This is a genomic window from Nocardia altamirensis NBRC 108246, assembly GCF_001612685.1.
Lineage (GTDB): Bacteria > Actinomycetota > Actinomycetes > Mycobacteriales > Mycobacteriaceae > Nocardia > Nocardia altamirensis.
On record NZ_BDAY01000087.1, the window covers coordinates 20094 to 44109 of the forward strand.

21 protein-coding genes are annotated in these 24016 nt (G+C 68.0%); 18 read left to right on the forward strand and 3 right to left on the reverse strand.

Annotated features, from left to right (window positions below):
* Nucleotides 1–26 precede the first annotated feature (26 nt).
* The 10 genes from carA (at nucleotide 27) to NA11_RS35435 (ending at nucleotide 13659) form a co-directional block, all read left to right on the forward strand.
* A complete protein-coding gene (gene carA / locus NA11_RS35390; RefSeq protein WP_069166437.1) occupies nucleotides 27–1172 on the forward strand; it encodes a glutamine-hydrolyzing carbamoyl-phosphate synthase small subunit in 1146 nt (381 codons plus the stop codon).
* Nucleotides 1172–4522 (forward strand): carbamoyl-phosphate synthase large subunit, encoded by a 3351-nt coding sequence (gene carB, locus NA11_RS35395; RefSeq protein ID WP_069166438.1) that lies wholly within the window; start codon nucleotides 1172–1174, stop codon nucleotides 4520–4522. Before carA ends, carB begins: the two co-directional genes overlap by 1 nt.
* Nucleotides 4523–4553: 31 nt before the next feature.
* Nucleotides 4554–5378 (forward strand): orotidine-5'-phosphate decarboxylase, encoded by an 825-nt coding sequence (pyrF, locus tag NA11_RS35400; protein ID WP_069166461.1) that lies wholly within the window; start codon nucleotides 4554–4556, stop codon nucleotides 5376–5378.
* 604 nt (nucleotides 5379–5982) lie between these two features.
* Nucleotides 5983–6303 (forward strand): integration host factor, actinobacterial type, encoded by a 321-nt coding sequence (gene mihF, locus NA11_RS35405; protein ID WP_014986450.1) that lies wholly within the window; start codon nucleotides 5983–5985, stop codon nucleotides 6301–6303.
* An 8-nt stretch (nucleotides 6304–6311) separates the two neighbouring features.
* Nucleotides 6312–6896: a guanylate kinase gene (gene gmk, locus NA11_RS35410; protein WP_069166439.1), complete on the forward strand. Its 585-nt coding sequence runs from the start codon at nucleotides 6312–6314 to the stop codon at nucleotides 6894–6896.
* A gap of 91 nt (nucleotides 6897–6987) precedes the next feature.
* On the forward strand, nucleotides 6988–7269 hold the full coding sequence (gene rpoZ / locus NA11_RS35415) for a DNA-directed RNA polymerase subunit omega (protein ID WP_069166440.1): 282 nt from the start codon (nucleotides 6988–6990) through the stop codon (nucleotides 7267–7269).
* A 137-nt stretch (nucleotides 7270–7406) separates the two neighbouring features.
* Nucleotides 7407–8630, forward strand: coding sequence for a bifunctional phosphopantothenoylcysteine decarboxylase/phosphopantothenate--cysteine ligase CoaBC (coaBC, locus tag NA11_RS35420; protein WP_069166441.1), 1224 nt, complete (start codon nucleotides 7407–7409; stop codon nucleotides 8628–8630).
* Nucleotides 8631–8843: 213 nt separating this feature from the next.
* On the forward strand, nucleotides 8844–10055 hold the full coding sequence (metK, locus tag NA11_RS35425; protein ID WP_084655328.1) for a methionine adenosyltransferase: 1212 nt from the start codon (nucleotides 8844–8846) through the stop codon (nucleotides 10053–10055).
* A gap of 193 nt (nucleotides 10056–10248) precedes the next feature.
* Nucleotides 10249–13161, forward strand: a complete 2913-nt coding sequence (locus NA11_RS46865; RefSeq protein WP_245746428.1) for a primosomal protein N' family DNA-binding protein — start codon at nucleotides 10249–10251, stop codon at nucleotides 13159–13161.
* Between the two features lie 84 nt (nucleotides 13162–13245).
* Nucleotides 13246–13659 (forward strand): SSI family serine proteinase inhibitor, encoded by a 414-nt coding sequence (locus tag NA11_RS35435; RefSeq protein ID WP_069166442.1) that lies wholly within the window; start codon nucleotides 13246–13248, stop codon nucleotides 13657–13659.
* 14 nt (nucleotides 13660–13673) lie between these two features.
* Here the strand turns inward: NA11_RS35435 and NA11_RS35440 are convergent, their stop codons facing one another.
* Complete coding sequence (locus NA11_RS35440) at nucleotides 13674–14225, reverse strand: SMI1/KNR4 family protein (RefSeq protein ID WP_069166443.1); 552 nt, start codon at nucleotides 14223–14225, stop codon at nucleotides 13674–13676.
* Nucleotides 14226–14374: 149 nt separating this feature from the next.
* On the opposite strand from NA11_RS35440, the gene NA11_RS35445 reads away from it, so the two are divergent.
* From NA11_RS35445 to NA11_RS35465, 6 genes are all read left to right on the forward strand, one after another.
* Nucleotides 14375–15034: a PadR family transcriptional regulator gene (locus tag NA11_RS35445; RefSeq protein WP_069166444.1), complete on the forward strand. Its 660-nt coding sequence runs from the start codon at nucleotides 14375–14377 to the stop codon at nucleotides 15032–15034.
* A 145-nt stretch (nucleotides 15035–15179) separates the two neighbouring features.
* Complete coding sequence (locus NA11_RS35450; protein ID WP_084655333.1) at nucleotides 15180–16103, forward strand: esterase/lipase family protein; 924 nt, start codon at nucleotides 15180–15182, stop codon at nucleotides 16101–16103.
* A gap of 215 nt (nucleotides 16104–16318) precedes the next feature.
* Entirely contained in the window at nucleotides 16319–16885 is a 567-nt protein-coding gene (gene def / locus NA11_RS35455; protein WP_069166464.1) for a peptide deformylase, read from the forward strand.
* The gene (gene fmt, locus NA11_RS35460) at nucleotides 16885–17808 is read left to right on the forward strand and encodes a methionyl-tRNA formyltransferase (RefSeq protein ID WP_069166446.1); all 924 of its coding nucleotides are present in this window, start codon (nucleotides 16885–16887) and stop codon (nucleotides 17806–17808) included. Before def ends, fmt begins: the two co-directional genes overlap by 1 nt.
* 218 nt (nucleotides 17809–18026) lie before the next feature.
* On the forward strand, nucleotides 18027–18158 hold the full coding sequence (locus NA11_RS47105; RefSeq protein ID WP_281197143.1) for a hypothetical protein: 132 nt from the start codon (nucleotides 18027–18029) through the stop codon (nucleotides 18156–18158).
* Nucleotides 18159–18868: 710 nt separating this feature from the next.
* Nucleotides 18869–20248: an RsmB/NOP family class I SAM-dependent RNA methyltransferase gene (locus tag NA11_RS35465; protein WP_084655329.1), complete on the forward strand. Its 1380-nt coding sequence runs from the start codon at nucleotides 18869–18871 to the stop codon at nucleotides 20246–20248.
* A 220-nt stretch (nucleotides 20249–20468) separates the two neighbouring features.
* On the opposite strand, the gene NA11_RS35475 is transcribed toward NA11_RS35465, so the two are convergent.
* Nucleotides 20469–21617: a serine hydrolase domain-containing protein gene (locus NA11_RS35475; RefSeq protein ID WP_069166448.1), complete on the reverse strand. Its 1149-nt coding sequence runs from the start codon at nucleotides 21615–21617 to the stop codon at nucleotides 20469–20471.
* Nucleotides 21618–21995: 378 nt separating this feature from the next.
* Here NA11_RS35475 and NA11_RS35480 point away from each other — a divergent pair, with 378 nt between their 5' ends.
* Nucleotides 21996–22631 carry an HD domain-containing protein gene (locus NA11_RS35480; protein WP_069166449.1) on the forward strand — a complete coding sequence of 212 codons (636 nt, stop codon included), beginning with the start codon at nucleotides 21996–21998 and terminating at the stop codon, nucleotides 22629–22631.
* A gap of 134 nt (nucleotides 22632–22765) precedes the next feature.
* Nucleotides 22766–23116: an MmcQ/YjbR family DNA-binding protein gene (locus NA11_RS35485; RefSeq protein ID WP_069166450.1), complete on the forward strand. Its 351-nt coding sequence runs from the start codon at nucleotides 22766–22768 to the stop codon at nucleotides 23114–23116.
* Between the two features lie 6 nt (nucleotides 23117–23122).
* Here the strand turns inward: NA11_RS35485 and NA11_RS35490 are convergent, their stop codons facing one another.
* The gene (locus NA11_RS35490) at nucleotides 23123–23896 is read right to left on the reverse strand and encodes a SigB/SigF/SigG family RNA polymerase sigma factor (protein ID WP_069166466.1); all 774 of its coding nucleotides are present in this window, start codon (nucleotides 23894–23896) and stop codon (nucleotides 23123–23125) included.
* Nucleotides 23897–24016: the final 120 nt, after the last annotated feature.

The window sequence follows — 24016 nt, forward strand, 5'->3', positions numbered from 1 at the left end:
TGACGGCAGTATCGCGAAGCGATTCCATGGGGGGTGGCGGTCGGGTGACGGGTGGGCCGACAGGACAAGAAGCCGCTTTGGTGCTGGAGGACGGCCGGGTATTCCGCGGCTCGGCCTACGGCGCCGTGGGCGAGACGCTCGGCGAGGCGGTGTTCTGCACCGCGATGACCGGGTATCAGGAGACCCTCACCGACCCCAGCTATCACCGCCAGATCGTGGTGGCCGCGGCCCCGCAGATCGGCAACACCGGCTGGAACGACGAGGACGACGAGTCCGGCAAGATCTGGGTCGCCGGCTATGTGGTGCGCGACCCCGCGCGCCGCGCCTCCAACTGGCGGGCCACCACCTCCCTGCCCGAGGCGATGCAGAGCCAGGACATCGTCGGCATCGCAGGCGTCGACACCCGCGCGCTGGTCCGCCACCTGCGCACCCGCGGTTCGATGAAGGCGGGCATCTTCTCCGGCGCCGCACTCGCGGACACCGACACGCTGCTCGCCCGCGTCACCGGCCAGCCGTCCATGCTCGGCGCCGACCTGGCCGAGGAGGTGAGCACCGACGCGATGTACACCATCGAGCCTGCCGGTGACCGCCGCTTCACCGTGGTCGCGGTCGACCTCGGCATCAAGACCAACACCCCGCGCATGTTCGCCGAACGCGGCATGCGGGTGCATGTGGTGCCGTCGAACGCGTCGCTCGAGCAGATCCTCGAGCTGAACCCGGACGGTGTGTTCCTGTCCAACGGACCAGGCGACCCGGCCACCCAGGACGGCGCGGTCGCGCTGACCAAGGGCGTGCTCGAGCGCGGAGTTCCGCTGTTCGGCATCTGCTTCGGCAACCAGATCCTCGGCCGCGCGCTCGGCCGCACGACCTACAAGATGAAGTTCGGCCACCGCGGCATCAACATACCGGTGGTCGAGCACGAGACCGGCCGGATCTCGATCACCGCGCAGAACCACGGCTTCGCGCTGGAAGGCGAGCAGGGCGAGCGGTTCGACACCCCCTTCGGCAAGGCCGAGGTGAGCCACGTGTGCGCGAACGACGGCACCGTCGAGGGCGTACGCCTGGTCGACGGCCGCGCGTTCTCCGTGCAGTACCACCCGGAGGCCGCCGCCGGACCTCACGACGCCGCTTATCTCTTCGACCGTTTCGCCGGTCTCATGGAAGGAGCCTGATGCCACGCCGCACCGATCTGAACCACATCCTGGTGATCGGCTCAGGCCCGATCGTCATCGGCCAGGCCTGCGAATTCGATTACTCCGGCACCCAGGCGTGCCGGGTGCTGCGGGCCGAGGGCCTGCGGGTATCGCTGGTGAACTCCAACCCGGCGACCATCATGACCGACCCCGAGTTCGCGGATTCCACCTACGTGGAACCGATTACGGCGGAGTTCGTCGAGAAGGTCATCGCCAAGGAGCGCCCCGACGCCATCCTCGCCACCCTCGGCGGGCAGACCGCGCTGAACACCGCGGTCGCGCTGCACGAGAACGGGGTGCTGGAGAAGTACAACGTCGAGCTGATCGGCGCCGACTTCGAGGCCATCCAGCGCGGTGAGGACCGGCAGAAGTTCAAGGACATCGTCGCCAAGGTCGGCGGCGAAAGTGCCCGCTCCCGTGTCTGTTTCACGATGGACGAGGTGCGCGACACGGTCCGTGAACTCGGCTTCCCCGTGGTGGTGCGGCCGTCGTTCACCATGGGCGGCCTCGGTTCCGGCATGGCCTACAACGATGCCGATCTCGACCGCATCGCCGGTGGCGGCCTCGCGGCCTCGCCGACCGCGAACGTGCTCATCGAGGAATCCATCCTGGGCTGGAAGGAATTCGAGCTCGAGCTGATGCGGGACAGCCGCGACAACGTCGTGGTGGTCTGCTCGATCGAGAACGTCGACCCGATGGGCGTGCACACCGGCGACTCGATGACCGTCGCACCGGCCATGACGCTCACCGACCGGGAGTACCAGAAGCTGCGCGATCTCGGCATCGCGATTCTGCGCGAGGTCGGCGTCGACACCGGCGGCTGCAACATCCAGTTCGCGGTGAACCCGGCCGACGGGCGACTGATCGTCATCGAGATGAACCCGCGCGTCTCGCGCTCGTCCGCATTGGCTTCCAAGGCAACGGGTTTCCCGATCGCCAAGATCGCCGCGAAGCTGGCCATCGGCTACACGCTCGACGAGATCGTCAACGACATCACCAAGGAAACCCCGGCCTGCTTCGAGCCGACGCTGGACTACGTGGTCGTCAAGGCGCCGCGGTTCGCCTTCGAGAAGTTCCCCGGCGCCGACGCGACGCTGACCACCACCATGAAGTCGGTGGGCGAGGCAATGTCGTTGGGCCGCAACTTCTCCGAGGCGCTCGGCAAGGTGCTGCGCTCGCTGGAGACGAAGGCGGCAGGCTTCTGGACGCAGCCCGACGGCAAGTGGGCGCCGGTCGACGGCGACGTGCGCGGCGCGATCGAGGAAATCCTCACCGACCTGCGTACGCCCACCGAGGGTCGCATCTACCAGGTCGAGCGTGCCCTGCGGTTGGGCGGCAGCATCGAAGAGGTCGCGCTCGCTTCGGGTATCGACCCGTGGTTCGTCGCGGAGGTCGCCGGGCTGGTCGAGCTGCGCGAGGAGATCTCGGACGCGCCGGTGCTCGACGAGCAGCTGCTGCGCCGCGCCAAGCACTATGGGCTGTCCGACGGCCAGATCGCCGCGCTTCGCCCGGAGTTGGCGGGGGAGACCGGCGTTCGGGCCCTGCGCCATCGGCTCGGTGTTCGCCCGGTCTTCAAGACCGTCGACACCTGCGCCGCCGAGTTCGAGGCCAAGACCCCGTACCACTACTCGGCCTACGAGCTCGATCCCGCCGCCGAATCCGAAGTCGCACCGCAGCGTGAACGCGACAAGGTGATCATCCTCGGCTCCGGCCCGAACCGGATCGGCCAGGGCATCGAGTTCGACTACTCGTGTGTCCATGCGGCGCAGACCCTTTCGCAGGCCGGTTACGAGACGGTGATGGTCAACTGCAACCCGGAGACCGTCTCCACCGACTACGACACCGCCGACCGGCTCTACTTCGAGCCGCTAACCTTCGAGGACGTGCTCGAGGTCTACCACGCGGAAAGCGAGTCGGGGCACGTCATCGGCGTCATCGTGCAGCTCGGCGGGCAGACCCCGCTCGGCCTCGCACAGCGGCTCACCGATGCCGGCGTCCCCGTGGTCGGCACCAGCGCCGCCGCGATCGACTTGGCCGAGGACCGAGGCGAATTCGGCGACGTGCTGGTCGCGGCCGGACTGCCCGCGCCGAAGTACGGCACTGCGACCACCTTCGCGCAGGCCAAGAAGATCGCCGCGACCATCGGCTACCCGGTGCTCGTCCGCCCGTCCTACGTGCTCGGCGGGCGCGGCATGGAGATCGTCTACGACGAGACGTCCCTGGAGGGCTACATCTCTCGGGCCACCGAGCTCAGCCCCGAGCATCCGGTACTGGTCGACCGGTTCCTGGAAGACGCCATCGAGATCGACGTCGACGCGCTCTGCGACGGCGAGGAGGTCTACCTCGGCGGTGTGATGGAACACATCGAAGAGGCCGGCATCCACTCCGGCGACTCCGCCTGCGCCTTGCCGCCGATCACCCTGGGCCGCAGCGATATCGAGGCCGTGCGGCGCTCGACCATCGCGCTGGCCAAGGGCATCGGGGTGAAGGGCCTGCTCAACGTGCAGTACGCGCTCAAGGACGACGTGCTCTACGTGCTCGAGGCGAATCCGCGTGCCAGCCGGACGGTTCCGTTCGTGTCCAAGGCCACCGCGGTGCCGCTGGCCAAGGCCGCCGCGCGGATCATGCTCGGCGCCAGCATCGCCGACCTGCGCAAGGAAGGCATGCTGCCCGCTGAGGGCGACGGCGGGCACGTCCCGCTCGACGCTCCGGTCGCGGTGAAGGAGGCCGTGCTGCCGTTCCACCGGTTCCGCAAGGCCGACGGCACCGGCGTGGATTCGCTGCTCTCCCCGGAGATGAAGTCCACCGGCGAGGTGATGGGCATCGACGCCGACTTCGGCACCGCCTTCGCCAAGAGCCAGACCGCCGCCTACGGCTCGCTGCCCACCGAGGGCACCGTGTTCGTCTCGATCGCCAACCGGGACAAGCGCGCCATGGTCTTCCCGGTGAAACGCCTGCACGACCTGGGTTTCCGCATCCTGGCCACCGAGGGGACGGCGGAGATGCTGCGCCGCAACGGCATTCCGTGCGAGCGGGTGCGCAAGCATTCCGAGCCCGAAACGCTGGACGGTCCGGACCGCGCGCCGCAGCCGACGATCGTCGAGCAGATCCGCGACGGCGAGGTCGACATGGTGTTCAACACTCCGTACGGCAACTCGGGTCCGCGGGTGGACGGCTACGAGATCCGCAGTGCCGCGGTCGGCGCCAACATCCCGTGCATCACCACGGTGCAGGGCGCGGCTGCTGCGGTGCAGGGCATCGAGGCCGGTATCAACGGCGGCATCGGGGTGCGGTCCCTGCAGGAACTGCACTCGGTGCTGCGTGGGTGACGACGGCAACGGCGCGAACGGAGCGGGCACGATGAAGACCTTCGGCGCTCGATTGCAGCACGCCATGGCGCATTTCGGCCCCGTGTGCGTCGGCATCGACCCGCATCCGGCGCTGCTGGCGTCGTGGGGTCTCGCCGCGGACGCGGACGGGCTGGAGAAGTTCGCGGAGATCTGCGTCGAGGCGTTCGACGGCCGGGTCGCGATGGTGAAGCCGCAGGTCGCGTTCTTCGAGACCTACGGCTCGGCCGGAATCGCGGTGCTGGAGCGCACCATCGAGGTCTTGCGTGGTTCGGGCACGCTGGTGCTCGCCGATGCCAAGCGCGGCGATATCGGCTCGACCATGGACGCCTACGCCAGTGCGTGGCTGGCCGACGGGCCGCTCGGCTCGGACGCGCTGACCGCGTCGCCCTACCTCGGATTCGATTCGCTGGCACCGGCTTTGGACCTGGCCGCGGCGAACCGGCGCGGTGTGTTCGTGCTCGCTGCCACCTCGAATCCCGAAGGGGCGCAACTGCAACGGGTCATCACGGGTGACGGCCGCAGCATCGCCCAGACGATGGTCGACGCGGCTGCCGCGCGCAACGCAGGCACCGAGTTCGGCTCGATCGGCGTGGTGGTCGGCGCGACCCTGACCGAGGCGCCCGACCTGTCCGAGCTCAACGGACCGATCCTGATGCCGGGTGTCGGTGCGCAGGGCGGCGGCCCGGAAACCATCCGTGACCTGGTCCCCGCGGCGATGTTGGCGGCCGTTGTGCCGAATGTCTCGCGGGAGGTCCTTCGTGACGGACCCGACGTCACCGCGCTGCGCGCGCGAGTGAGCGCGCTGCAGGACGAGTTCGGCTTCCTGCAGCGATAAATCGCGGTGAACCGGCCGGAGACCAGCGCACACGCGCCGGTCTCCGGCCGGTTTCGTCCCGCGTGCTGTCATGTGCACGCATGCATATGGCCCGTAGCGGGCCCTGTGCGCCCTGCTGCGCCCATTTCCCGCCCCGGTGGTGCACTCGTCGGCCGGTGGGGCCAGGATGCACGGAGAGGGGCAATCTCCTCGCCACCGAATCGGTATCGAATCGGCACCCAATGTGGCCCACGCCGACCGTTCGATGTGTCTGTGACGCACGACACGCGGAAGAACACCGCGACACGCGGGAAATTCCGAGAAAGTTCCTGGTCGGGCCGTCGCCGGTTTGCTGGCAACAGATGTCACGTCACCGCAACCCTCCCGCAAACCTGTGTCGTTACTGAAAACTCCCTGCTGAGGGGGCATTTCGCGATTTCGGCGGTACGATCTGCGCAGCGACAGACGAGCGGTGCGGATAGTGCCGCTCTCGCGTCTACGGCATCCGGAATCATGCGCTGACCTGGGGGGTGGGTTCGCAATCGGTGGACGTCGTGGGTACGGTCGCTGAGACTGCCGGGTTACCGGCAGGAGTTGATGCAATGAACGATGAGACGGAGGAACCGTGGCCCTTCCCCAGCTGACTGACGAGCAGCGCGCCGCTGCTTTGGAGAAGGCGGCTGCCGCTCGCCGCGCTCGGGCGGAGCTCAAGGAGCGCCTGAAGCGAGGCGGCACCAACCTTAAGCAGGTCCTCACCGATGCCGAGTCCGATGAGATTCTCGGCAAGATGAAGGTGTCCGCGCTGCTGGAAGCCCTGCCGAAGGTGGGCAAGGTCAAGGCGGCGGAAATCATGAGTGAACTGGAGATCGCCCCCACCCGGCGTCTGCGCGGACTCGGCGATCGGCAGCGCAAGGCGCTGCTCGCCCGGTTCGACTTCGACGCCTGATAACGAGGGTGGTCGAACACACGCAGAAGGGTCGACTGGTTGTACTGGTCGGCCCCTCGGCCGTTGGCAAGTCCACCGTGGTCCGTTGCGTCCGCGAGCGACTGCCCCACCTGATCTTCAGTGTGTCGGCAACCACCCGGGCCCCGCGGCCCGGTGAGATCGATGGTGTCGATTATCGGTTCGTCTCCAGAGCCGAGTTCGACAGCATGATCGAAACGAACGAGCTGCTCGAATGGGCAGACATCCACGGTGGTTTGCAACGTTCGGGCACCCCGGCCGAGCCGGTACGGGCCGCCCTCGCGGCGGGCCTACCGGTGCTGGTCGAAGTAGACCTAGAAGGCGCACGGTCGGTGCGCAAGGCCATCCCCGAGGCGATCCTCGCCTTCCTCGCCCCGCCAAGCTGGGACGAATTGGTGTCCAGGCTGACCTCGCGCGGCACGGAATCGCCGGAAGTGATCGAGCGTAGGTTGGAAACCGCCAGGACCGAATTGGCGGCGTGTGACGAGTTCGACATCGTCATCGTGAACGACGAGGTGACCAGCGCCTGTGAGCAGTTGGTATCGTTGTTCGTTAGCACGAATTCCAGTTCGTGACCCCTGTCGGCTTTTTGTCGGCCACCCGCTGAGCCCAACCCGCCCGCCGGCTTCGTCGTCGGCCACTCATATACGCGCAGGAGCACACCTAGTGAGCAGTTCGGACATCAAGACCGTTCCCGCCTACGACACCCCGATCGGCCTGACCAACCCCCCGATCGATGAGCTGCTCGAGCGCACCTCGTCCAAGTACGCGCTGGTCATCTACGCAGCCAAGCGCGCGCGTCAGATCAACGACTACTACAACCAGCTCGGTGACGGCATCCTCGAGTACGTCGGCCCGCTGGTCGAGCCTGGCCTGCAGGAGAAGCCGCTGTCGGTCGCGATGCGCGAAATCCACTCCGACCTGCTCGAGCACTCCGAAGGCGAGTAAGCGCCCCGGGTTCGCGCGATGCCGCAGCACCGAACTCCCCGTGTGGGCGGGGAAGATCCACAGCCGGAGGCCGTAGTGACCGCACGGATTGTCGTTGATGTCCCCGCGTACGCGGGGTTCAGCCACCGGAGGCGTAAGTGAGCACACGGATCGTCGTCGGCGTCGGCGGCGGGATCGCCGCATACAAGGCCTGCTCGCTTGTCCGCCGGTTCACCGAGACCGGACACCAGGTGCGGGTGATCCCGACCGAGTCGGCGCTGCAGTTCGTCGGCAAGGCCACCTTCGAGGCGCTGTCCGGGAACCCGGTGCACACCGACGTGTTCACCGATGTGCCCCAGGTGCCCCATGTTCGGCTCGGCCAGGAAGCTGACCTCGTGGTCATCGCCCCGGCGACCGCCGATCTGATGGCGCGTGCGGCCCAGGGCCGCGCGGACGACCTGCTGACCGCCACGCTGCTGACCGCCCGATGTCCGATCCTGTTCGCCCCCGCGATGCACACCGAAATGTGGGAGCATCCGGCGACCGTCGCCAATGTCGCGACGCTGCGCGCCCACGGAGCGATCGTCATGGAGCCCGCGTCGGGCAGGCTCACCGGCACCGATACCGGCCCAGGCAGGCTGCCCGAACCCGAGGAGATCTTCGGACTCGCGACGCTGCTGCTCGAACGCGCCGACGCCATCCCGCGTGACCTGGAAGGCCGCCGGTTGGTCATCACCGCGGGCGGCACCAGGGAACCGCTGGATCCGGTGCGTTTCCTCGGCAACCGCAGTTCCGGGAAGCAGGGGTACGCCCTGGCCCGGGTCGCGGCCCAACGCGGCGCGCACGTCACGCTCATCGCGGGCAACACGATCGAGATGGCCGCGCCCGCTGCCGTCGATCTGGTGCACATCACCACCGCCGAGCAGCTCAAGACCGCGGTCGACAAGCACGCCGTCGGCGCGGACGCGGTGATCATGGCAGCGGCGGTCGCCGATTTCCGGCCGACCGACGTGGCCGCCGCCAAGATCAAGAAGGGCGCGGGTGAACCCGACGTCATCGCGCTGACCAAGACCACCGACATCCTGGCCGGTCTGGTGCAGGCACGCCGCGACGGACAGCTGAGCGGCACCGCGATCGTCGGATTCGCCGCCGAGACCGGCGACGAACACGGCGACGTGCTCACCTACGCGCGGGCCAAACTGGCCCGCAAGGGGTGTGACCTGCTCGTGGTCAACGCGGTCGGCGACGGCAAGGCGTTCGAGGTCGACACCAACGATGGCTGGCTGTTAGGTGCGGACGGCACCGAGCAGGCACTCGACCACGGGTCGAAGGCACTGCTCGCCAGTCGGGTACTCGACGCGCTCGGGCCGTTGTTGAACTGAAATCCATTGCAGTGCTGGGATAATTCCCAATGACCCCGTCGTCGATGCCGTGGTCCCCGATGCCATTCAGGGCGAGCTGTCTGAGATAGAGATCTCTCGGGGGCCAGCGTGTCGGCGACTTGCCATAGTCTGAGATGAAGGGTTGTGCGGTAGCAGCAGCACGTTACTGTCGCAATTCGACACGAACAACCCGTTGAGGGAGAGGGAAAAACTGTGCGCACGTCCGGCAGCCGGCTATTCACCAGTGAGTCCGTGACCGAAGGTCACCCGGACAAGATCTGTGATGCCATCAGCGATTCCATTCTCGATGCCCTGCTCGCGGAAGACCCGCGCAGCCGTGTCGCGGTGGAAACCCTCGTCACGACCGGTCAGGTCCATGTCGCAGGTGAGGTCACCACGTCGGCGTACGCCGATATTCCCCGGATCGTTCGGGAAAAGGTCCTGGAAATCGGATATGACTCGTCGGCAAAGGGATTCGACGGTAATTCCTGCGGTGTGAATATCGCGATCGGTGCGCAGTCGCCGGATATCGCGCAGGGTGTCGACACCTCGCACGAGGCGCGCGTCGGCGGTTCCGACGACGAGATCGAGAAGCAGGGCGCGGGCGACCAGGGCCTGATGTTCGGTTATGCCACCACCGACACTCCGGAACTGATGCCGCTGCCGATTGCGCTCGCACATCGCTTGTCGCGCAGGCTCACCGAGGTTCGTAAATCGGGCGTGCTGCCGTACCTGCGGCCCGACGGCAAGACTCAGGTCACCATCGAATACGACGGAGACCGTCCGGTTCGGCTCGACACGGTCGTCATCTCGACCCAGCACGCGGCCGACATCGACCTGGACAACCTTCTCGCACCGGACATTCGGGAGAAGGTGGTCGACGCGGTGCTCGCCGACCTGGAGCTGCCGAGCCTGGACACCTCGAACATCCGGCTGCTGGTCAACCCGACCGGCAAGTTCGTGCTCGGCGGGCCGATGGGTGACGCGGGCCTGACCGGACGCAAGATCATCGTCGACACCTACGGCGGCATGGCTCGCCACGGTGGTGGTGCATTCTCCGGCAAGGATCCGTCGAAGGTGGACCGCTCCGCTGCCTACGCGATGCGTTGGGTCGCCAAGAATGTCGTCGCGGCCGGGCTGTCCGACCGGGTCGAGGTGCAGGTGGCGTACGCGATCGGCAAGTCGGCGCCCGTCGGCCTGTTCGTCGAGACCTTCGGCACCGAGAAGGTCGACCCGGCGCGCATCTCGTCGGCCATCGCCGAGGTCTTCGACCTCCGCCCCGGCGCGATCATCCGCGACCTGGACCTGCTGCGCCCCATCTACGCACCGACCGCCGCGTACGGCCACTTCGGCCGCACCGACGTCGACCTGCCGTGGGAGCACACGGACCGCGCGGACAAGCTGCGTGCGGCCGTCGGCCTGTAGTGCGTCGGCCGGCTTGCGTACGTCGACCTGCCGTGGGAGGCCGCGCCAGATGCGCGCGGACAAGCTGCGCGCGGCCGTCGGCCTGTAGGCGACTGATGCGGTTCAGCGTCACAGAGTGAACGAACCCGCGGCGGACACCCCCGCCACCCAGGGGGAACTGCCTGTGGGTGGCGGCCGGACCGAGGAAACGGCAATGGAGCACCCGATCGCTCGGGTGCTCCCTTTGCTGTCTCCGGCCCACCTCGACCGCGACTTCGACTACCTGGTTCCGCCCGACCTGGACGCCGTCGCCCAGCCCGGAGTCCGAGTCCGAGTCCGCTTCGCAGGGCGGCTGATCGACGGCTACCTCCTGGAACGCCGCACCCACAGCGACCACGGCGGGAAACTGGTCAAACTCGAACGCGTCGTCTCCGGCGAACGCGTCCTCACCCCCGAGATCGCGAAACTCGCCACGATAGTGGCGGCTCGGTACGCGGGCACCCGCGCCGACGTCCTGCGCCTGGCGATCCCGCCACGCCACGCCCGCACCGAGACCGGCGGGTCGAAGAAGAAGGCGGGGGATTCCGGTGCGGAGGAAGAAGATTCGACGACCAGCCCGTCGGATCCGGCGAATTCCGTAGGAGACGACCCGCGCGCATCGTCGGTTGCGAAAGCGCCGCGCCGGGTGAAACCTGCTGACATCGAACTCGATTCGACTCGAGAGCCCGAGGTTGATCCCGCAGAAAGGCCGGGAGACCTTCCAGAGTCGCCCGATACGGATGCGCCGACCCGGTCGCAACCTGCCGCCTCCACATCCGTGGATGCGGATTCCCCTGCTAGCGAAGCTGATTCGGCGGAGTCGGCCGTTGCTGGGGGCGCGGTCGGGGATCGGAGTGGACCGCCTGTGGTACCCGCTGTGGGCACTGCGGCGGAGCCGATGGTCGAGATGGCCCCTCCAACCCCCGGTCCCGGTGGTGGGGACGCTGATTCGCTCGACGCGGCTCCTGCTGACGGCGCCGCCGAGAAGCGGAGTGGCCCGGTCGGACCATCGGGCGTTGGCGCTGTGCCTGACACGGGTCGCGCTGGCGGCGAGGTTGATTCGGTGGATGCGGCTCGCGCTGATGGCCCTGCAGGAATGGGGGCTGGCCTGTCCGAGTCGTCGGATGTTGGTGGCGCGGCGACGGCGGAGTCTGGCGTGCGACCGTCGAGTTCTGTTGGCGGGGACGCGGATTCGGTCGCTTCGGCTCCCGCTGACGGCGCTGTCGAGAAGTGGAGTGGCCCGCTCGGACCATCGGGTGCTGTGCCCGACGCGGATCCCGCGGGCGCGGATTCCGCTGGCGACGAAGTTGATTCGGCGGATGCTGACCGTGTTGATGGGCCCGAGGGTGATTTGGTGGGCGTGGGGTCGCCGGGTATGGACACGGTGGGATCGGATCCGGCTCTGGGCGAGGGGGATTCGGTAGGCGCGGGGTCGCAGGCGCTTGCTCACGGTGACGAGGAGCCGTTGGTTTCGTTTGATCTGGCGCCGTGGGGGCGGTATCTGCATGGTGCGGCGTTCATGACGGCGCTGGCGACAAGGAAGGGGCCGCGGGCGGCTTGGCAGGCGTTGCCGGGGGAGGATTGGGCGCGGCGGTTGGCGGAGCTGGCGGCGGCGGTGGTTGCGCAGGGGCGCAGTGCGATTCTGATGGTGCCGGATCAGCGGGACCTCGACCGGGTGCTGGCGGAATGTGATCGGCTGGTGGGGGATTCGGCGGTCGGGCTGTCGGCGGGGCTCGGTCCTGCCGCGCGGTATCGGCGGTGGCTCGCGGTGCTGCGTGGGACGGCGCGGGTGGTGGTCGGCACCAGGAGCGCGGTGTTCGCGCCCGCCAAAGATCTTGGGCTGATGGCGATATGGGACGACGGGGACGATACCTACGCCGAGCCGCGAGCGCCGTATCCGCACGCGCGCGAGGTGGCGATGCTGCGCTCGCACGAGACGGGGGCCGCGTTCGTCGCGGCCGGGTTCGCCAGGACCGCGGAGATCCAGGCGGTGGTGGAGAGCGGGTGGGCGCACGATCTCGTCGCAGACCGGGCGGTGGTGCGTGCGGCGTCACCGCGGATCAGCGCGCCGGGCGACAGTGATGCCGCGTTGGAACGCGATCCGATCGCCCGCGCGGTTCGTATCCCCGAGACCGCGTTCCGTGCCGCGCGCAGTGCGCTGAAGGAAGGCGCGGGCGTCTTGGTGCAGGTGCCGCGGCGCGGCTACATTCCATCGCTTGCCTGCACGAAATGCCGGACACCTGCGCGGTGTCGGCGGTGCAACGGCCCGCTCGCCCTTCCGGATGGTCGTGCGCGACACCAGGAATCGCAGGACGCCGCGCACAGCCCGAGCTGCCGATGGTGCGGCATCACCGAGGCGGCGTTCCGCTGCCCGTCCTGCGGTTCGCGTGCCTTGCGCGCAGTGGTGATCGGCGCCATCCGCACCGCCGAGGAACTCGGCCGCGCCTTCCCCGGCGTGCCGATCCGCGGTTCCGGCGGCGGCGCCATGCTCGACACCGTGCCGCCCGGCCCGCAGGTCGTGGTCGCCACCGTCGGCGCCGAACCCGTGCTGCCCGGTGGCTACGGTGTTGCTCTGCTCCTCGACAGCTGGGCGCTGCTCGGCCGCGCCGACCTGCGCGCCGCCGAAGACGCGTTGCGCCGCTGGATGACCGCGGCCACCCTGGTCCGCACGCACGGCCAGGTCATCGTGATGGCCGAACCGACCATCCCTACCGTTCAGGCGTTGCTCCGCTGGGACCCGGTCTGGCATGCGAGCGCCGAACTCGCCGCCCGCACCGAGGTCGGCTTTCCGCCGGCCGTCCGCTTGGCGGCGATCGATGGCACTACCGATTCCATTGCCGAGTTGCTCTCCGCCACAACCCTTCCCGACGCCGTCGACGTGCTCGGCCCGGTCCCGCTCCCGGTCGGCGCCCGCAAGCCCTTCTCCTCGGGCGATTCCCCCGCCGAGGTCGAGCGCATGCTGCTGCGCGTCGACCGCAAATCCGGCAACGCGCTGGCCCGCGCCCTCACCACCAGTCAAGCCATCCGCAGCACGCACCGATCCGATGCTCCGCTCCGCGTGCAGATCGACCCGGTCGACATCGGCTGACCGCGCCGCCCGTGGTTTCTACTGACCGCGCCACGCGCCGCGCACAATCGGGCGTTGCGCTTTTGCTCGTGATTAACTGTGCCGATGACGATCTCCTCGCTCCGCCGCATCTTCGCGACCGTGTGCTTTGCGGTCGTCGCACTCGGTTTCGCGACGGCATGTTCCAGCGACAACAAAGACGATGCCAAGTCGACGGCCAAGTCTGTCTTGACGCTCACTGTCACTCCGGCAGCGCCGAACTCGACCCCGACCCAAGTCACGCTGACCTGTGAACCCACCGGCGGTGATCACAAGAACGCGGAGGCGGCGTGTGCCGCGCTGACCGCTGTCGGCGGTGACTTCGACAAGCTGCCCGGTGATCCCGGCGCGGTGTGCGCTCAGGTCTACGAGCCGGTGACCGGTGCGGCGACCGGCACCTGGCAGGGCAAGCAGGTGGACTGGCGCAAGACCTTCGGCAACCTGTGCGAGCTGAGCGGTCGCACCACCCCGGTCTTCTGATTCGGAGCTGACTGTCAGCAGAAGTACGCGGCCCAGTCGAGGTCCGACTGGTGCCGCGCCAGGCCCAGCTGGTCGACCCTGCTTTTGACCTCGGCACAGACGCCGGAGAACCATTCGGTCGTCGTCGACCACAGCCGGGCCAGCTCGCCGTCCTCGCGGAGCAGCCACACCGGGGGATCGGGATCGTCGAGGTCGGCGCCGTCGAGCACGCAGACCTGGTATCCGCCGTGGTAGTGCAGCACCAACATGCCTTCTGGGTCCCGGAATTCGGCCGGTGGCGCGGCGATCTCATCGAAGAATTCCAGCGCCATGCTCTTCTCGTCGAGGCGGAGCTCTACGCCGAAGGCGCTTCCGTCGCCGAAGTACGGCCCTCGGTCGTAGCCGATGAGCCGCAGGATCTCGCGCAGCGCCGCCGGAACGGCTGCCGCTTGTTGCGCCACCGCCATGCCGTCGATCTCGGCATTCGTCGCCCCGGACACTGCGTCGGCGCGTAGACCGTGCGCGAGCACGTCCTGGAACAGGGCGTGGACTCGATCGATGGCGCGGGCATGGCCACTGTCGCTCATCGCATACCCCCGACTGTCGCTGCTGACCACAAGGTAGCGCAGGTAGCGCCGTGGGCACGCCGAAAATTTCGAACATCCTCTTGCGTTAGATGCATTGCCGATATATCGTCGATAACATGAAACGAACACGAGAGCCTGAGGAGGCTGACATGGAAAACCAAGAACAACGCGAATTCGGACGGCGCGGACGCCGCGGCTGGGCCGGTCACGAGGATTTCGATCCGCGGCAGCGGTTCCGCCGTGGCGGAAGGTACGGCCACGGACCCGATTTCGGGCCCGGTGGCTTCGGTCCAGGTTTCGGACCCGGCTTCGGGCCCGGTGGCTTCGGTCGCGGCCGTGGCCGCGGTGGCCGAGGTCGGCGCGGCGACGTGCGGGCTGCGGTATTGCTGCTGCTCACCGAGCGGCCGATGCACGGCTACGAACTCATCCAGCAAATCCGTGAGCGCAGCGACGACGTCTGGCGTCCGAGCCCGGGATCCATCTACCCCGCGCTCGCGCAGCTCGAAGACGAGGGCCTGGTGCTCATCGAGAAGGTGGCCGGTCGCAAGACCGCGCAACTGACCGAGGCGGGTACCGCCTACGTCACCGAACACAAGGACGAACTGGGCGACCCGTGGGCGGACGTCAAGGAAGACGTCGGAACCCAGGCCATGGACCTGCGTTCGCTCGTCGGCCAGCTGATGGGCGCGGTCGCACAGGTCGCGGCGGCGGGCACTCCGGCGCAGGCGGCACGAGCGGCGGAACTGCTCACCGAGACCAGGAAGTCCCTCTACCGAATTCTCGCCGAAGACGAGACCCCCGAAAAGTAACGGCGGGTGAAATGCCGCGTCGGGGTGCACATTTGAACCGGGTTCGGGAGATCATTGTGAGATGCGACAGTCTCGTGGTCTTTGGGGTTGGGGATATTCACAGTTTAGGCGGGCGGTGTGGCTTGTTGCGCTGACCGGAGTCGTCATGCTCGGCTCCGGGGTAGCGCACGCCGCGCCCGCTGGATATCGACCGCCCGAGGTGCCGACCCGGATCGGTCCGGTGCAGACCGACCACATGGCCGCCGCGCAGTATCAGAAGAACCACAGTGACGTGGCTCCGTTGGGCACCAACAACTTCGGGTGCGTGCCGAGCGCCGCGCGGCCACGGCCGGTGGTGCTCGCACACGGCACCGACTCGTCCGCGTACTCGGACTATTCGGCGATCGCGCCGCAGCTGGCCGCGGCCGGGTTCTGTGTCTTCGCGCTCAACTACGGGGGTAAGCCTGCGGCCGACAGTTACGGCACCGAAGATGTCGTGCTCAGCGCGCATCAGATCGGCGCGTTCGTCGACCAGGTGCTCGCCGCGACCGGTGCGACCCAGGTCGACCTCGTCGGGTTTTCGCAGGGCGCCACGGTAACGCGGTACTACGTCAACAAGCTCGGCGGCGCGCCGAAGGTCGGACAGTGGGTCGGCCTCGCGTCGCCGAGCTACGGCGGCGTGATGTACGGGTTGGTGCCGGTCGTGAACGCGGTGCCCGGCGGCATGCAGGCGTTCGCCAGGGTGACCTCGGTGGCGGCGGTGCAGCAGGCGGAAGGGTCGCCGATCATGCTCGAACTCAACGCGGGCGGTGACACCGTGCCAGGCCCGAAGTATGTGACGATCGGCAGCCGGGTCGACGAGATGATCCAGCCGTTCAGCAACATCGCCCTGCGTGGGCCCGGCGCGGAGAACATCACGCTGCAGGACCGCTGCGCGATCAACCTGACCGGGCACTTCCACATGGTGTACGACGCGTTCGTGCAGGAGTTGCTGCTCACCGTGCTCGACCCGACCGCGCCTGCACCGGTGTGCAGGCCGGTGATGCTCGGCACGGGTATCCCCGAGGTGATCATCGCCGGGAATTCGTGAATCGAGAACGCACCGCGGCGACATGCGTGTGGCGTGATCGAGGTGATCGACCTGCGGCGGAGCTGAGGGTCGGTTGCGCGTGGGCAGCCGGGCGGGGGAGTATCACCCCGCCCGACCGCACTCGAGTTTTACCAGGTGATGACTGGTGGATCGGGGACATTCGGTCGTCTCACTAGAATGAGACGACCGTGTTCGTCCGCTTCCGGGAGTTTGCCGTGACCATTCAGCCTGTTCGCCTGTTCGGCGACCCCGTTCTGCGTGCTCGCGCGGCCGAGGTCACCGAATTCGACAGGGAACTGCAGCAGCTGGTGACCGACCTGACCGACACCATGCACGACGACGGTGGTGTCGGCATGGCGGCGCCGCAGATCGGAGTGGGGTTGCGTGTTTTCGTGTACGACACTCATGACGCCGCCGGGCACCTGGTGAACCCGCGGTGGGAAGTCATCGGCGACGAAGAGCAGGTCGGCCCGGAAGGGTGCCTGTCCATCCCCGGCGTGCGCTACGACACCAGACGAGCGCTGCGTGTGCGCGCGACCGGCGTCGACATGCACGGCGCCCCAGTCGAATTCACCGCCGAAGGGTTGTTGGCGCGGTGTGTGCAGCATGAGACCGATCACCTCGACGGTGTGCTGTTCATCGATCGGCTGGATCCGGCGGCGCGCAAGGACGCGATGCGGACCATTCGCGAATCCGGTTGGTTCAGTGCGGGAGTGACGGTGCGGCAGTCGCGGTCGGTCAGCCGCACCGGCCAGCCGGGACCGTTCGGGCAGGGCCGCTGATGCGCATAGTCTTCGCGGGCACCCCTGAGCCTGCTGTGCCGTCGCTGCGGCGGCTCCTTGCCTCCACACGGCACGAGGTGATCGCCGTGGTGACCAGGCCCGACGCCGTCGCAGGCCGCGGGCGCAAGGTGACGAGGTCGCCGGTCGGGCTGCTGGCCGACGAGCACGGCATCCCCGTGCTGACGCCGCGCCGCCCCGCCGAGCCCGAATTCATCGAGCAGCTCACGGCATTGGCGCCGGACTGCTGCCCGGTCGTCGCGTACGGCGCGCTGCTGCCGCAACGCGTGCTCGACATTCCTCGATTCGGCTGGATCAACCTGCACTTCTCGCTGCTGCCTGCCTGGCGCGGTGCGGCGCCGGTGCAGGCCGCGATCAATGCGGGCGACGAGATCACCGGCGCCGCCACCTTCTTGATCGAGGCCGGGCTCGACACCGGTCCGGTCTTCGGCACGGTGACCGAGAAGATCGCTGTCACCGACACCGCAGGCGGGCTGCTCGAACGGCTCGCCGACAGCGGCGCCCGGCTGCTCGAGACGACGCTCGACGGCGTGGAAGATGGGACGCTGCACGCGGTTCCACAGTCCACCGACGGTGTCTCGCATGCGCCGAAGGTCACCGCCGAGGCCGCGCACATCCGCTGGGATCAGCCCGCACTGGCCATCAGCCGCCGAATCCGCGCGGTCACCCCGGCTCCCGGCGCCTGGACCGAGATCGACGGCCACCGCCTGAAACTCGGCCCGGCCGAAATGGTCGAAGAAGAACTCCCCGCCTGGACCATCGAGGTCCGCAAATCCGGCGTCTACGTCGGTACCGCCACCACCGCCCTGCGCCTGAACCAGGTTCAGCCGCAAGGAAAACGGATGATGGCAGCGCTCGACTGGGCTCGCGGCGCCCGACTGCAGCCTGGTGCGGTGTTCGCGTGACGATCCTCGATCGTCGGCAATACCCAACTCGGGCGCAGAGTTCGGCGGCGTGCGCGATTGCTGGGCGTGTGTCGTGTGCAGTGTCGGCGACCGCACCGCGGGGGAGTTCAGCTACGCGGCGCGGTGTCGCCGCCGCCAGCGGTGACCGTGCGGCCGGTTCGGGCCGACGCCGTCTCTCGGCGCAGCTAGCCGGCGCCCGCAGTTGTGCGGTGGGCCTGGTGCTGGACACGCAAACCTTTGTCCGTGGCGATGCGCCGCGACCCCAACGAGAGTGGTGGAGCATGACAGCACGGCGCACGATGGCGTTGATCGACCAGGTTGGCGCCGACTCCGGTGTGGTGGTCGCATGACGTCCCCGGAGGACAAGCGCGGCAACGAGTCCCGCGGTTCTGGCAGTGATCGCACCGCCGATGCCGGGCGTGCGAACGGTGTCCGAAAGGGCGCTGCCCGCGCGGGGCAATCTGCACGCGGTGCGAACGCCGGTGGACGGACCGATGCGGTCCGCCGGTCCGGCGCCGAGAGCCAGCGCGCCACACAGGGTGGTCGGGCGGCCAGTGGTCGACCCGACAACGCCAATCAACGCTCCGCACAGGGCAGTTCCCGGTCGACTGATCGACGCTCAGGGGGAAGTCAGCGCCCCGCACAGGATGCCCGAGGCGACAATTCGCGGTCCGGCAACACAAGCGATCGTTTCGTGCGCGCCGATCGGCCGCGCAATGGCAAGTCCGGCGCAGCGAGTCAGGGCTCCGCGCAGGGTGGTTCACGTTCGGCCGATCGCTCTTCGGGGCGTTCCGGCTCGGCGCAGAGTGGTCGAGTGAGCGGCCCACGGGATGAGGCGGCGGGTCAGCGTTCGGCGCGGGCCGGTTCGGGTACTGCGGGTCAGGGTCGCTCGGGCTCGGGTCAGCGTTCGGCGCAGGGTGATTCGCGTTCGGGTGATCGGGCCGGTTCGGGCGGAGCGGGCCAGGGGCGTTCGGATTCGGATCAGCGTTCGGCGCAGGGTGGGTCGCGTTCGGCTGATCGGAGTGCGGGGCGGGGGGCTGTTGCGGCGAAACGGGGTGGGGTGGCGAAGGATCGGGGGGTCGGGGCTGCGCGGGGGCGTGGTGGGGCGGAGGAGGGTGATGGTCCTCGGTTGGTGGCGCGGGATGTGCTGCGGGCGGTGCGGGAGCGGGATGCTTACGCGAACCTGGTGCTGCCTGGGCTGCTGAAGGATCGGCGGATTTCCGGGCGCGATGCGGCGTTGGCGACCGAGCTGGCGTACGGGGCGTGCCGGTCGCTCGGGTTGCTCGATGCGGTGATCGAGGCGGGGGCGGGGCGGCCGATCGCGGAGATCGACGGGCCGTTGCTGGATGTGTTGCGGCTCGGGGCGTATCAGCTGCTGCGGACTCGGATCGGGGCGCACGCGGCGGTGGACACCTCGGTGGCGTTGGCGCGCACCGAGTTCGGTGCGGGCAAAGCGGGATTCGTGAACGCGGTGCTGCGGCGTGCAGGGGAGAAGACCGTCGAGGAGTGGGTCGAGGCGTTGGCGCCGCGGGATCCGGTGGGGCGGTTGGCTTTCGAGTTCGCGCACCCGGTGTGGATCGCGCAGGCGTTCGCCGATGCGCTCGGTGCGCGGGCGGGGGAGTTGCACGATGCGCTGGCCGCCGATGACGCGCGCCCTGCCGTGCATCTGGTTGCTCGGCCCGGCGACATCACCGCCGAGGAATTAGCGCTGGTGACCGGCGGTGAAGAAGGCAGATGGTCGCCCTACGCGGTCTACCTCGACGGCGGCGACCCAGGCAAACTCGAACCGGTGCGCGACGGTATGGCGGGCGTGCAGGACGAAGGCAGCCAACTGGTGGCGCTCGCGCTGACCCGCGCGCCACTCAACGGACCAGACGGCGGGCGCTGGCTCGACCTGTGTGCCGGACCGGGCGGAAAGGCCGCACTCCTCGGCGCACTCGCAGGAATCGACGGTTACCGCGTCGACGCCGTCGAACCTGCCGAACACCGCGCCGAACTCGTCCGCAAGTCCGTCAACGGCCTGCCCGTCGACGTGCATGTGACCGACGGCCGCACCAGCGGCCTGACTCCCGGCTACGACCGCATCCTGGTCGACGCTCCGTGCACCGGCCTCGGCGCGCTCCGCCGCCGACCCGAAGCGCGCTGGCGTCGCACCCCCGCCGACGTCGCCGAGCTCGTCACCTTGCAACGCGAATTACTCACCGCCGCATGGGATCTCCTGCGCCCCGGCGGGGTTCTCCTGTATTCCACCTGCTCCCCGCACCTTCCGGAAACGGTGGCCGTCGTTGCCGACGCCGTCCGCCGCACCGGCGCGGAACAGCTGGACACCAGGGAGCTCCTCCCCGGCGTCACCGATATCGGCGACGGTCCCACCGTCCAACTGTGGCCACACCGCCACGGCACCGACGCGATGTTCATGGCCGCTCTTCGCAAGCCGTGACCCGCGGTACACCGAGAGCGCGTCGGTAGTCACAGCCGCATGCTGTGACTACCGAGCGCCGTCTCCGAGGCGGCTGGCAACCACCGGCCCGGCGGCGTTGCGAACGGTTTCGGTGACAAGCGCTCATCCGCGGTCGAGCATGTTGTGGCAGAGCAGTTTTCGTCGAGGTCAGTGTCGATCCACAGCATGACCTCGGGCAGGCGCGCCGTGGGGCCTGCGGTCAGGACGCGGCACACATCGCGGTCTCGAACGCCTTCATCATCGCGTTGTCGGTGTGCGGACTGCTGTCGACGGCCGTCTGGTTGAGCGTCACCACCACCGCACGGCCGTCGGAGGTGACGCCGTTGTACGTGGTGAAACCCGGGACTGTGCCGCTGCTTCCCCACACCTCCTTGCCGCATGACACCGATCTGGGGGCGAGACCGAGGCCGTACGGCCTGTTGTTTCGGTTGGTCAGCGGCACAAGGCTGCGCTTCATCTCGTCCAATTGTGCTTGCGGTAAAAGCTTTCCGCCGAGCAGAGCGGTGAAGAACCGGTTCACCTCGGCACCGGTCGACACCATCGCGCCCGCCGCTCCGTAGAGGGACGTGTCCATATCGGTGTACTCGATGTGCTGATTGCTGAATTCGAGATACCCCGACGGATGCGGTCCGCGCAGCGCGGTTTCACCGGCCGCCGGATAGTAGGTCGCCTGCAGCCCGAGCGGCTCGATGATGCGGCGCGTGATCGCCACGTCCACAGGCTGCCCGGTCACCCGCTCGATCACCAATCCAGCGATCAGGTAGTTGATGTTGTTGTATTCCGCCTGCGCGCCCGGCGCGAAGTGCGGCGGCAACGCCAGTACCCGGCGGACGAGATCGGCGGTGTCGAACCGTCGCCACCGGTTCAGAATCTCGCCCGTCTCCGGGGCGGGCAGATCGGTGTGGCTAGCCAGACCGCTGGTGTGCTGCAACAAGTTCCGTACCAGGATGCTGTCGTTACCGTTGCCCGGCAGCACGCCGGGCAGGTATCGCTCCACCGGAACGTCGAGTTCCACCTTCCCCTCGGCGACCAGTTGCAGCAGTACCGTGGCCGTGAACGACTTGGTGACGCTGCCGATCCGGACCCGCCCGTCGTCGGGGAATCGGGCACCGGTGGCGATATCGCCGACGCCCGCAGCGGCCGTCCAGTCCCGCCCCTGCTCGCTGACCACGACCTGAACTCCGGGCACCCCTGCCCGCACCACGGCATCCAACGCCTGCATGACCTCTGCGCGACCCGATTCCGTTGGTTCCGAATTCGCATAGACGCCATAGGAGTTCATTGCGATCATGCTTACGGTCGCGCCGAGCAGGACCGTGCGTTCCAGCACACGCCGAAACGGGCTCATACGAGTAAATCCCTTCTCGCACTACGGATGACCTTTCGGTCCTGGCGACCGTCGACCAGGCCGATCGTCGACCAAGCGCAGGGCAGCAGTACCGACCAGGTAGTCGCGACTGTTGGGCGGCACACGATAACAGTTTCGGTCAGCCTGCCGCGCAACAAAATACAGCCATTATGAGAGGCGCGAGCACAGTGGAATTCCGGCGATGCCATCCGGGATCTCACCGGCCGCCACGCCGAGTATCACGTCTGACGGGGGATCCGGAAAGCCGGTATTACTCGGGGATAGCCATGGCTATGGCGGTCGGCTAGTGGGATCGGTGGTGCGACACGGCGTGGTTGACTCCGGGAATCGGCGCCGCGGGCGAATACTCTCGCCGCCATGGAATTCTCCCTGGATCTGCCGTCCAGCTCGCTCGCCGATGCGGTTATGGCGATCGTGTGGAGCTCCCTGCCGGAGCCGATCGTCAACCACAGTGTGCGTAGCTTCCTGTTCGCTGAACTGCTTGCCAAGCATCGAGGGCTGATCGACGACCCGGAGTACGACCGCGAGTTGGTGTTCGTGGCCTCGGTGCTGCACGACCTCGGGACCGGGAAGCGGGCGCCGGGTAAGGCGCGGTTCGAAGTCGAAGGCGCGGATATGGCCGCGGCGCTGCTGACCACGCACGGGTTGCCGGCCGTCGACGTCGATCGGGTGTGGGAAGCGATCGCCTTTCACACCTCGGAGGGCATTGCCGAGCGATGCGGTCTGCTGCCGTATCTGACGGCAGAGGGCAGCAAGATGGACATCGGGTACAACGCGGAGGTCACCGACGAATACCAGGAGGCGATCCACGCGGCCTACCCGCGGTTGAACATGGTGAAGGTGCTCACCGACGCGATCGTCGACCACGCCCGCCGCTCGGCGGCCAGCGCCCCGATCTTCTCCCTCGGCAGTCTGCTCTTCAAAGAGCGCCAGGCCACCGGCGTCACCGAGCTGGAACTGCTGACCGCCGGTGTGTCTCCTTGGGGCGAATAGCCAGCGCCCGCCAGCCCGCGTCGTGCAAAGACGCGGGCTGCCGGCGGAGTCCGAGGACCTCGATCCCACCCCGCGAATCGCGTCGGATTCCATTCGTCCAATCCCGCAACGACCTCCTCCTGCACACTGACCACATGGCTCTGACGTGGCAAGACGTGGTCGCCCTCGCAACCGAGCTGCCTGCCGTCGAGGAATCGACCTGGTGGCGCAGCCCGGCCCTGAAGGTCGGGGGCAAAGGATTCGGCCGCCTGCGGGACGAGGCCGAGGGTGGTCTGGCGTTGGCCTGCGACCTCGACGAGAAAGCAGCCCTGCTCGCGTCCGGCGACCCGGCGTTCTACACGACACCGCACTACGACGGTTACGGCTACATTCTCATCGACCTGGACAAGGTCGATCCCGAGCAGCTTCGCGAATTGCTCGACGCCGCATGGTGGCTCACCGCTCCGGCGAAGATCCGCAAACAGCGTGCACCGCAACCGGATTGAGCTGCACTATTCCCGGCTGGATTGATCCCGCAGCCGAGCAAGGGTTTTCGCGAGGATGCGGGACACGTGCATCTGCGAGATGCCCATCTGCTGGGCGATCTGGGTCTGCGTCATGGATTCGAAGAACCGCATGGTGAGGATCCGGCGTTCGCGTTCGGGCAGGCCCGCCAGCAGCGGGCGAATCGCGACATACTCCTCGACCCGGTCGAATTGGGTCTCCTCCTCGCCGAGGGTGTCCAGCAGCGAGGCGTCGGTGTCGCGGCCGAGCGTGGCCGCGTCGATGGAACTGGGCTGATAGGCGTTGCCCGCGATGACCGCCTGGGTCACCTCGTCCGGGTCGACGTCGAGTTCGGCGGCGATCTCCTTCGCGGTCGGCGATCGGCCGAGGCGCTGCGACAGCGCATCGATCGCCGCGCCGATGCGCAGGTGAGTTTCCTTGACCCGCCGCGGCACTCGCATCGCCCAGGTGTTGTCGCGGAAGTAGCGACGGACCTCGCCCATGATGGTCGGCACCGCGAACGACAGGAAGTTGGAACCGCGTTCCACGTCGAAACGGTCGACCGCGTGCACCAATCCGACGCGTGCCACCTGTGTGAGATCGTCGAACGGCTCACCGCGCCCACTGAATTTGCGCGCGATGTGATCGGCCAGCGGAATGCAACGGCTGATCAATTCGGCGCGCAGAGCGGTGTGCCGCGCCGTGCCAGGCGTAGTCGAACGCAACTGCCCGAAGAGCAACCCGAGGTCGTCGTAACTGGCGACCGTCCTTACGGCCTCCAGGGTTTCGGTTTCCTCCGCAGCGTCTGCTTCGGTGACGCTCTCCGCATCCTCGGTGACGCTCTCCGCGTCCTCGGTGCCGTCCCCGGCATCCGCTGTGACGGTATCGCTGTCGTCTCGCTC

What these genes read in the sequence shown, in the direction of transcription:
- carA (WP_069166437.1), top strand. Translation starts at nt 27, where the DNA reads ATGGGGGGTGGCGGTCGGGTGACGGGTGGGCCGACAGGACAAGAAGCC.
- carB (WP_069166438.1), top strand. Translation starts at nt 1,172, where the DNA reads ATGCCACGCCGCACCGATCTGAACCACATCCTGGTGATCGGCTCAGGC.
- pyrF (WP_069166461.1), top strand. Translation starts at nt 4,554, where the DNA reads ATGAAGACCTTCGGCGCTCGATTGCAGCACGCCATGGCGCATTTCGGC.
- NA11_RS46865 (WP_245746428.1), top strand. Translation starts at nt 10,249, where the DNA reads ATGGAGCACCCGATCGCTCGGGTGCTCCCTTTGCTGTCTCCGGCCCAC.
- NA11_RS35435 (WP_069166442.1), top strand. Translation starts at nt 13,246, where the DNA reads ATGACGATCTCCTCGCTCCGCCGCATCTTCGCGACCGTGTGCTTTGCG.
- NA11_RS35440 (WP_069166443.1), bottom strand. Translation starts at nt 14,225, where the DNA reads ATGAGCGACAGTGGCCATGCCCGCGCCATCGATCGAGTCCACGCCCTG.
- NA11_RS35445 (WP_069166444.1), top strand. Translation starts at nt 14,375, where the DNA reads ATGGAAAACCAAGAACAACGCGAATTCGGACGGCGCGGACGCCGCGGC.
- NA11_RS35450 (WP_084655333.1), top strand. Translation starts at nt 15,180, where the DNA reads ATGCTCGGCTCCGGGGTAGCGCACGCCGCGCCCGCTGGATATCGACCG.
- fmt (WP_069166446.1), top strand. Translation starts at nt 16,885, where the DNA reads ATGCGCATAGTCTTCGCGGGCACCCCTGAGCCTGCTGTGCCGTCGCTG.
- NA11_RS35475 (WP_069166448.1), bottom strand. Translation starts at nt 21,617, where the DNA reads ATGAGCCCGTTTCGGCGTGTGCTGGAACGCACGGTCCTGCTCGGCGCG.
- NA11_RS35480 (WP_069166449.1), top strand. Translation starts at nt 21,996, where the DNA reads ATGGAATTCTCCCTGGATCTGCCGTCCAGCTCGCTCGCCGATGCGGTT.
- NA11_RS35485 (WP_069166450.1), top strand. Translation starts at nt 22,766, where the DNA reads ATGGCTCTGACGTGGCAAGACGTGGTCGCCCTCGCAACCGAGCTGCCT.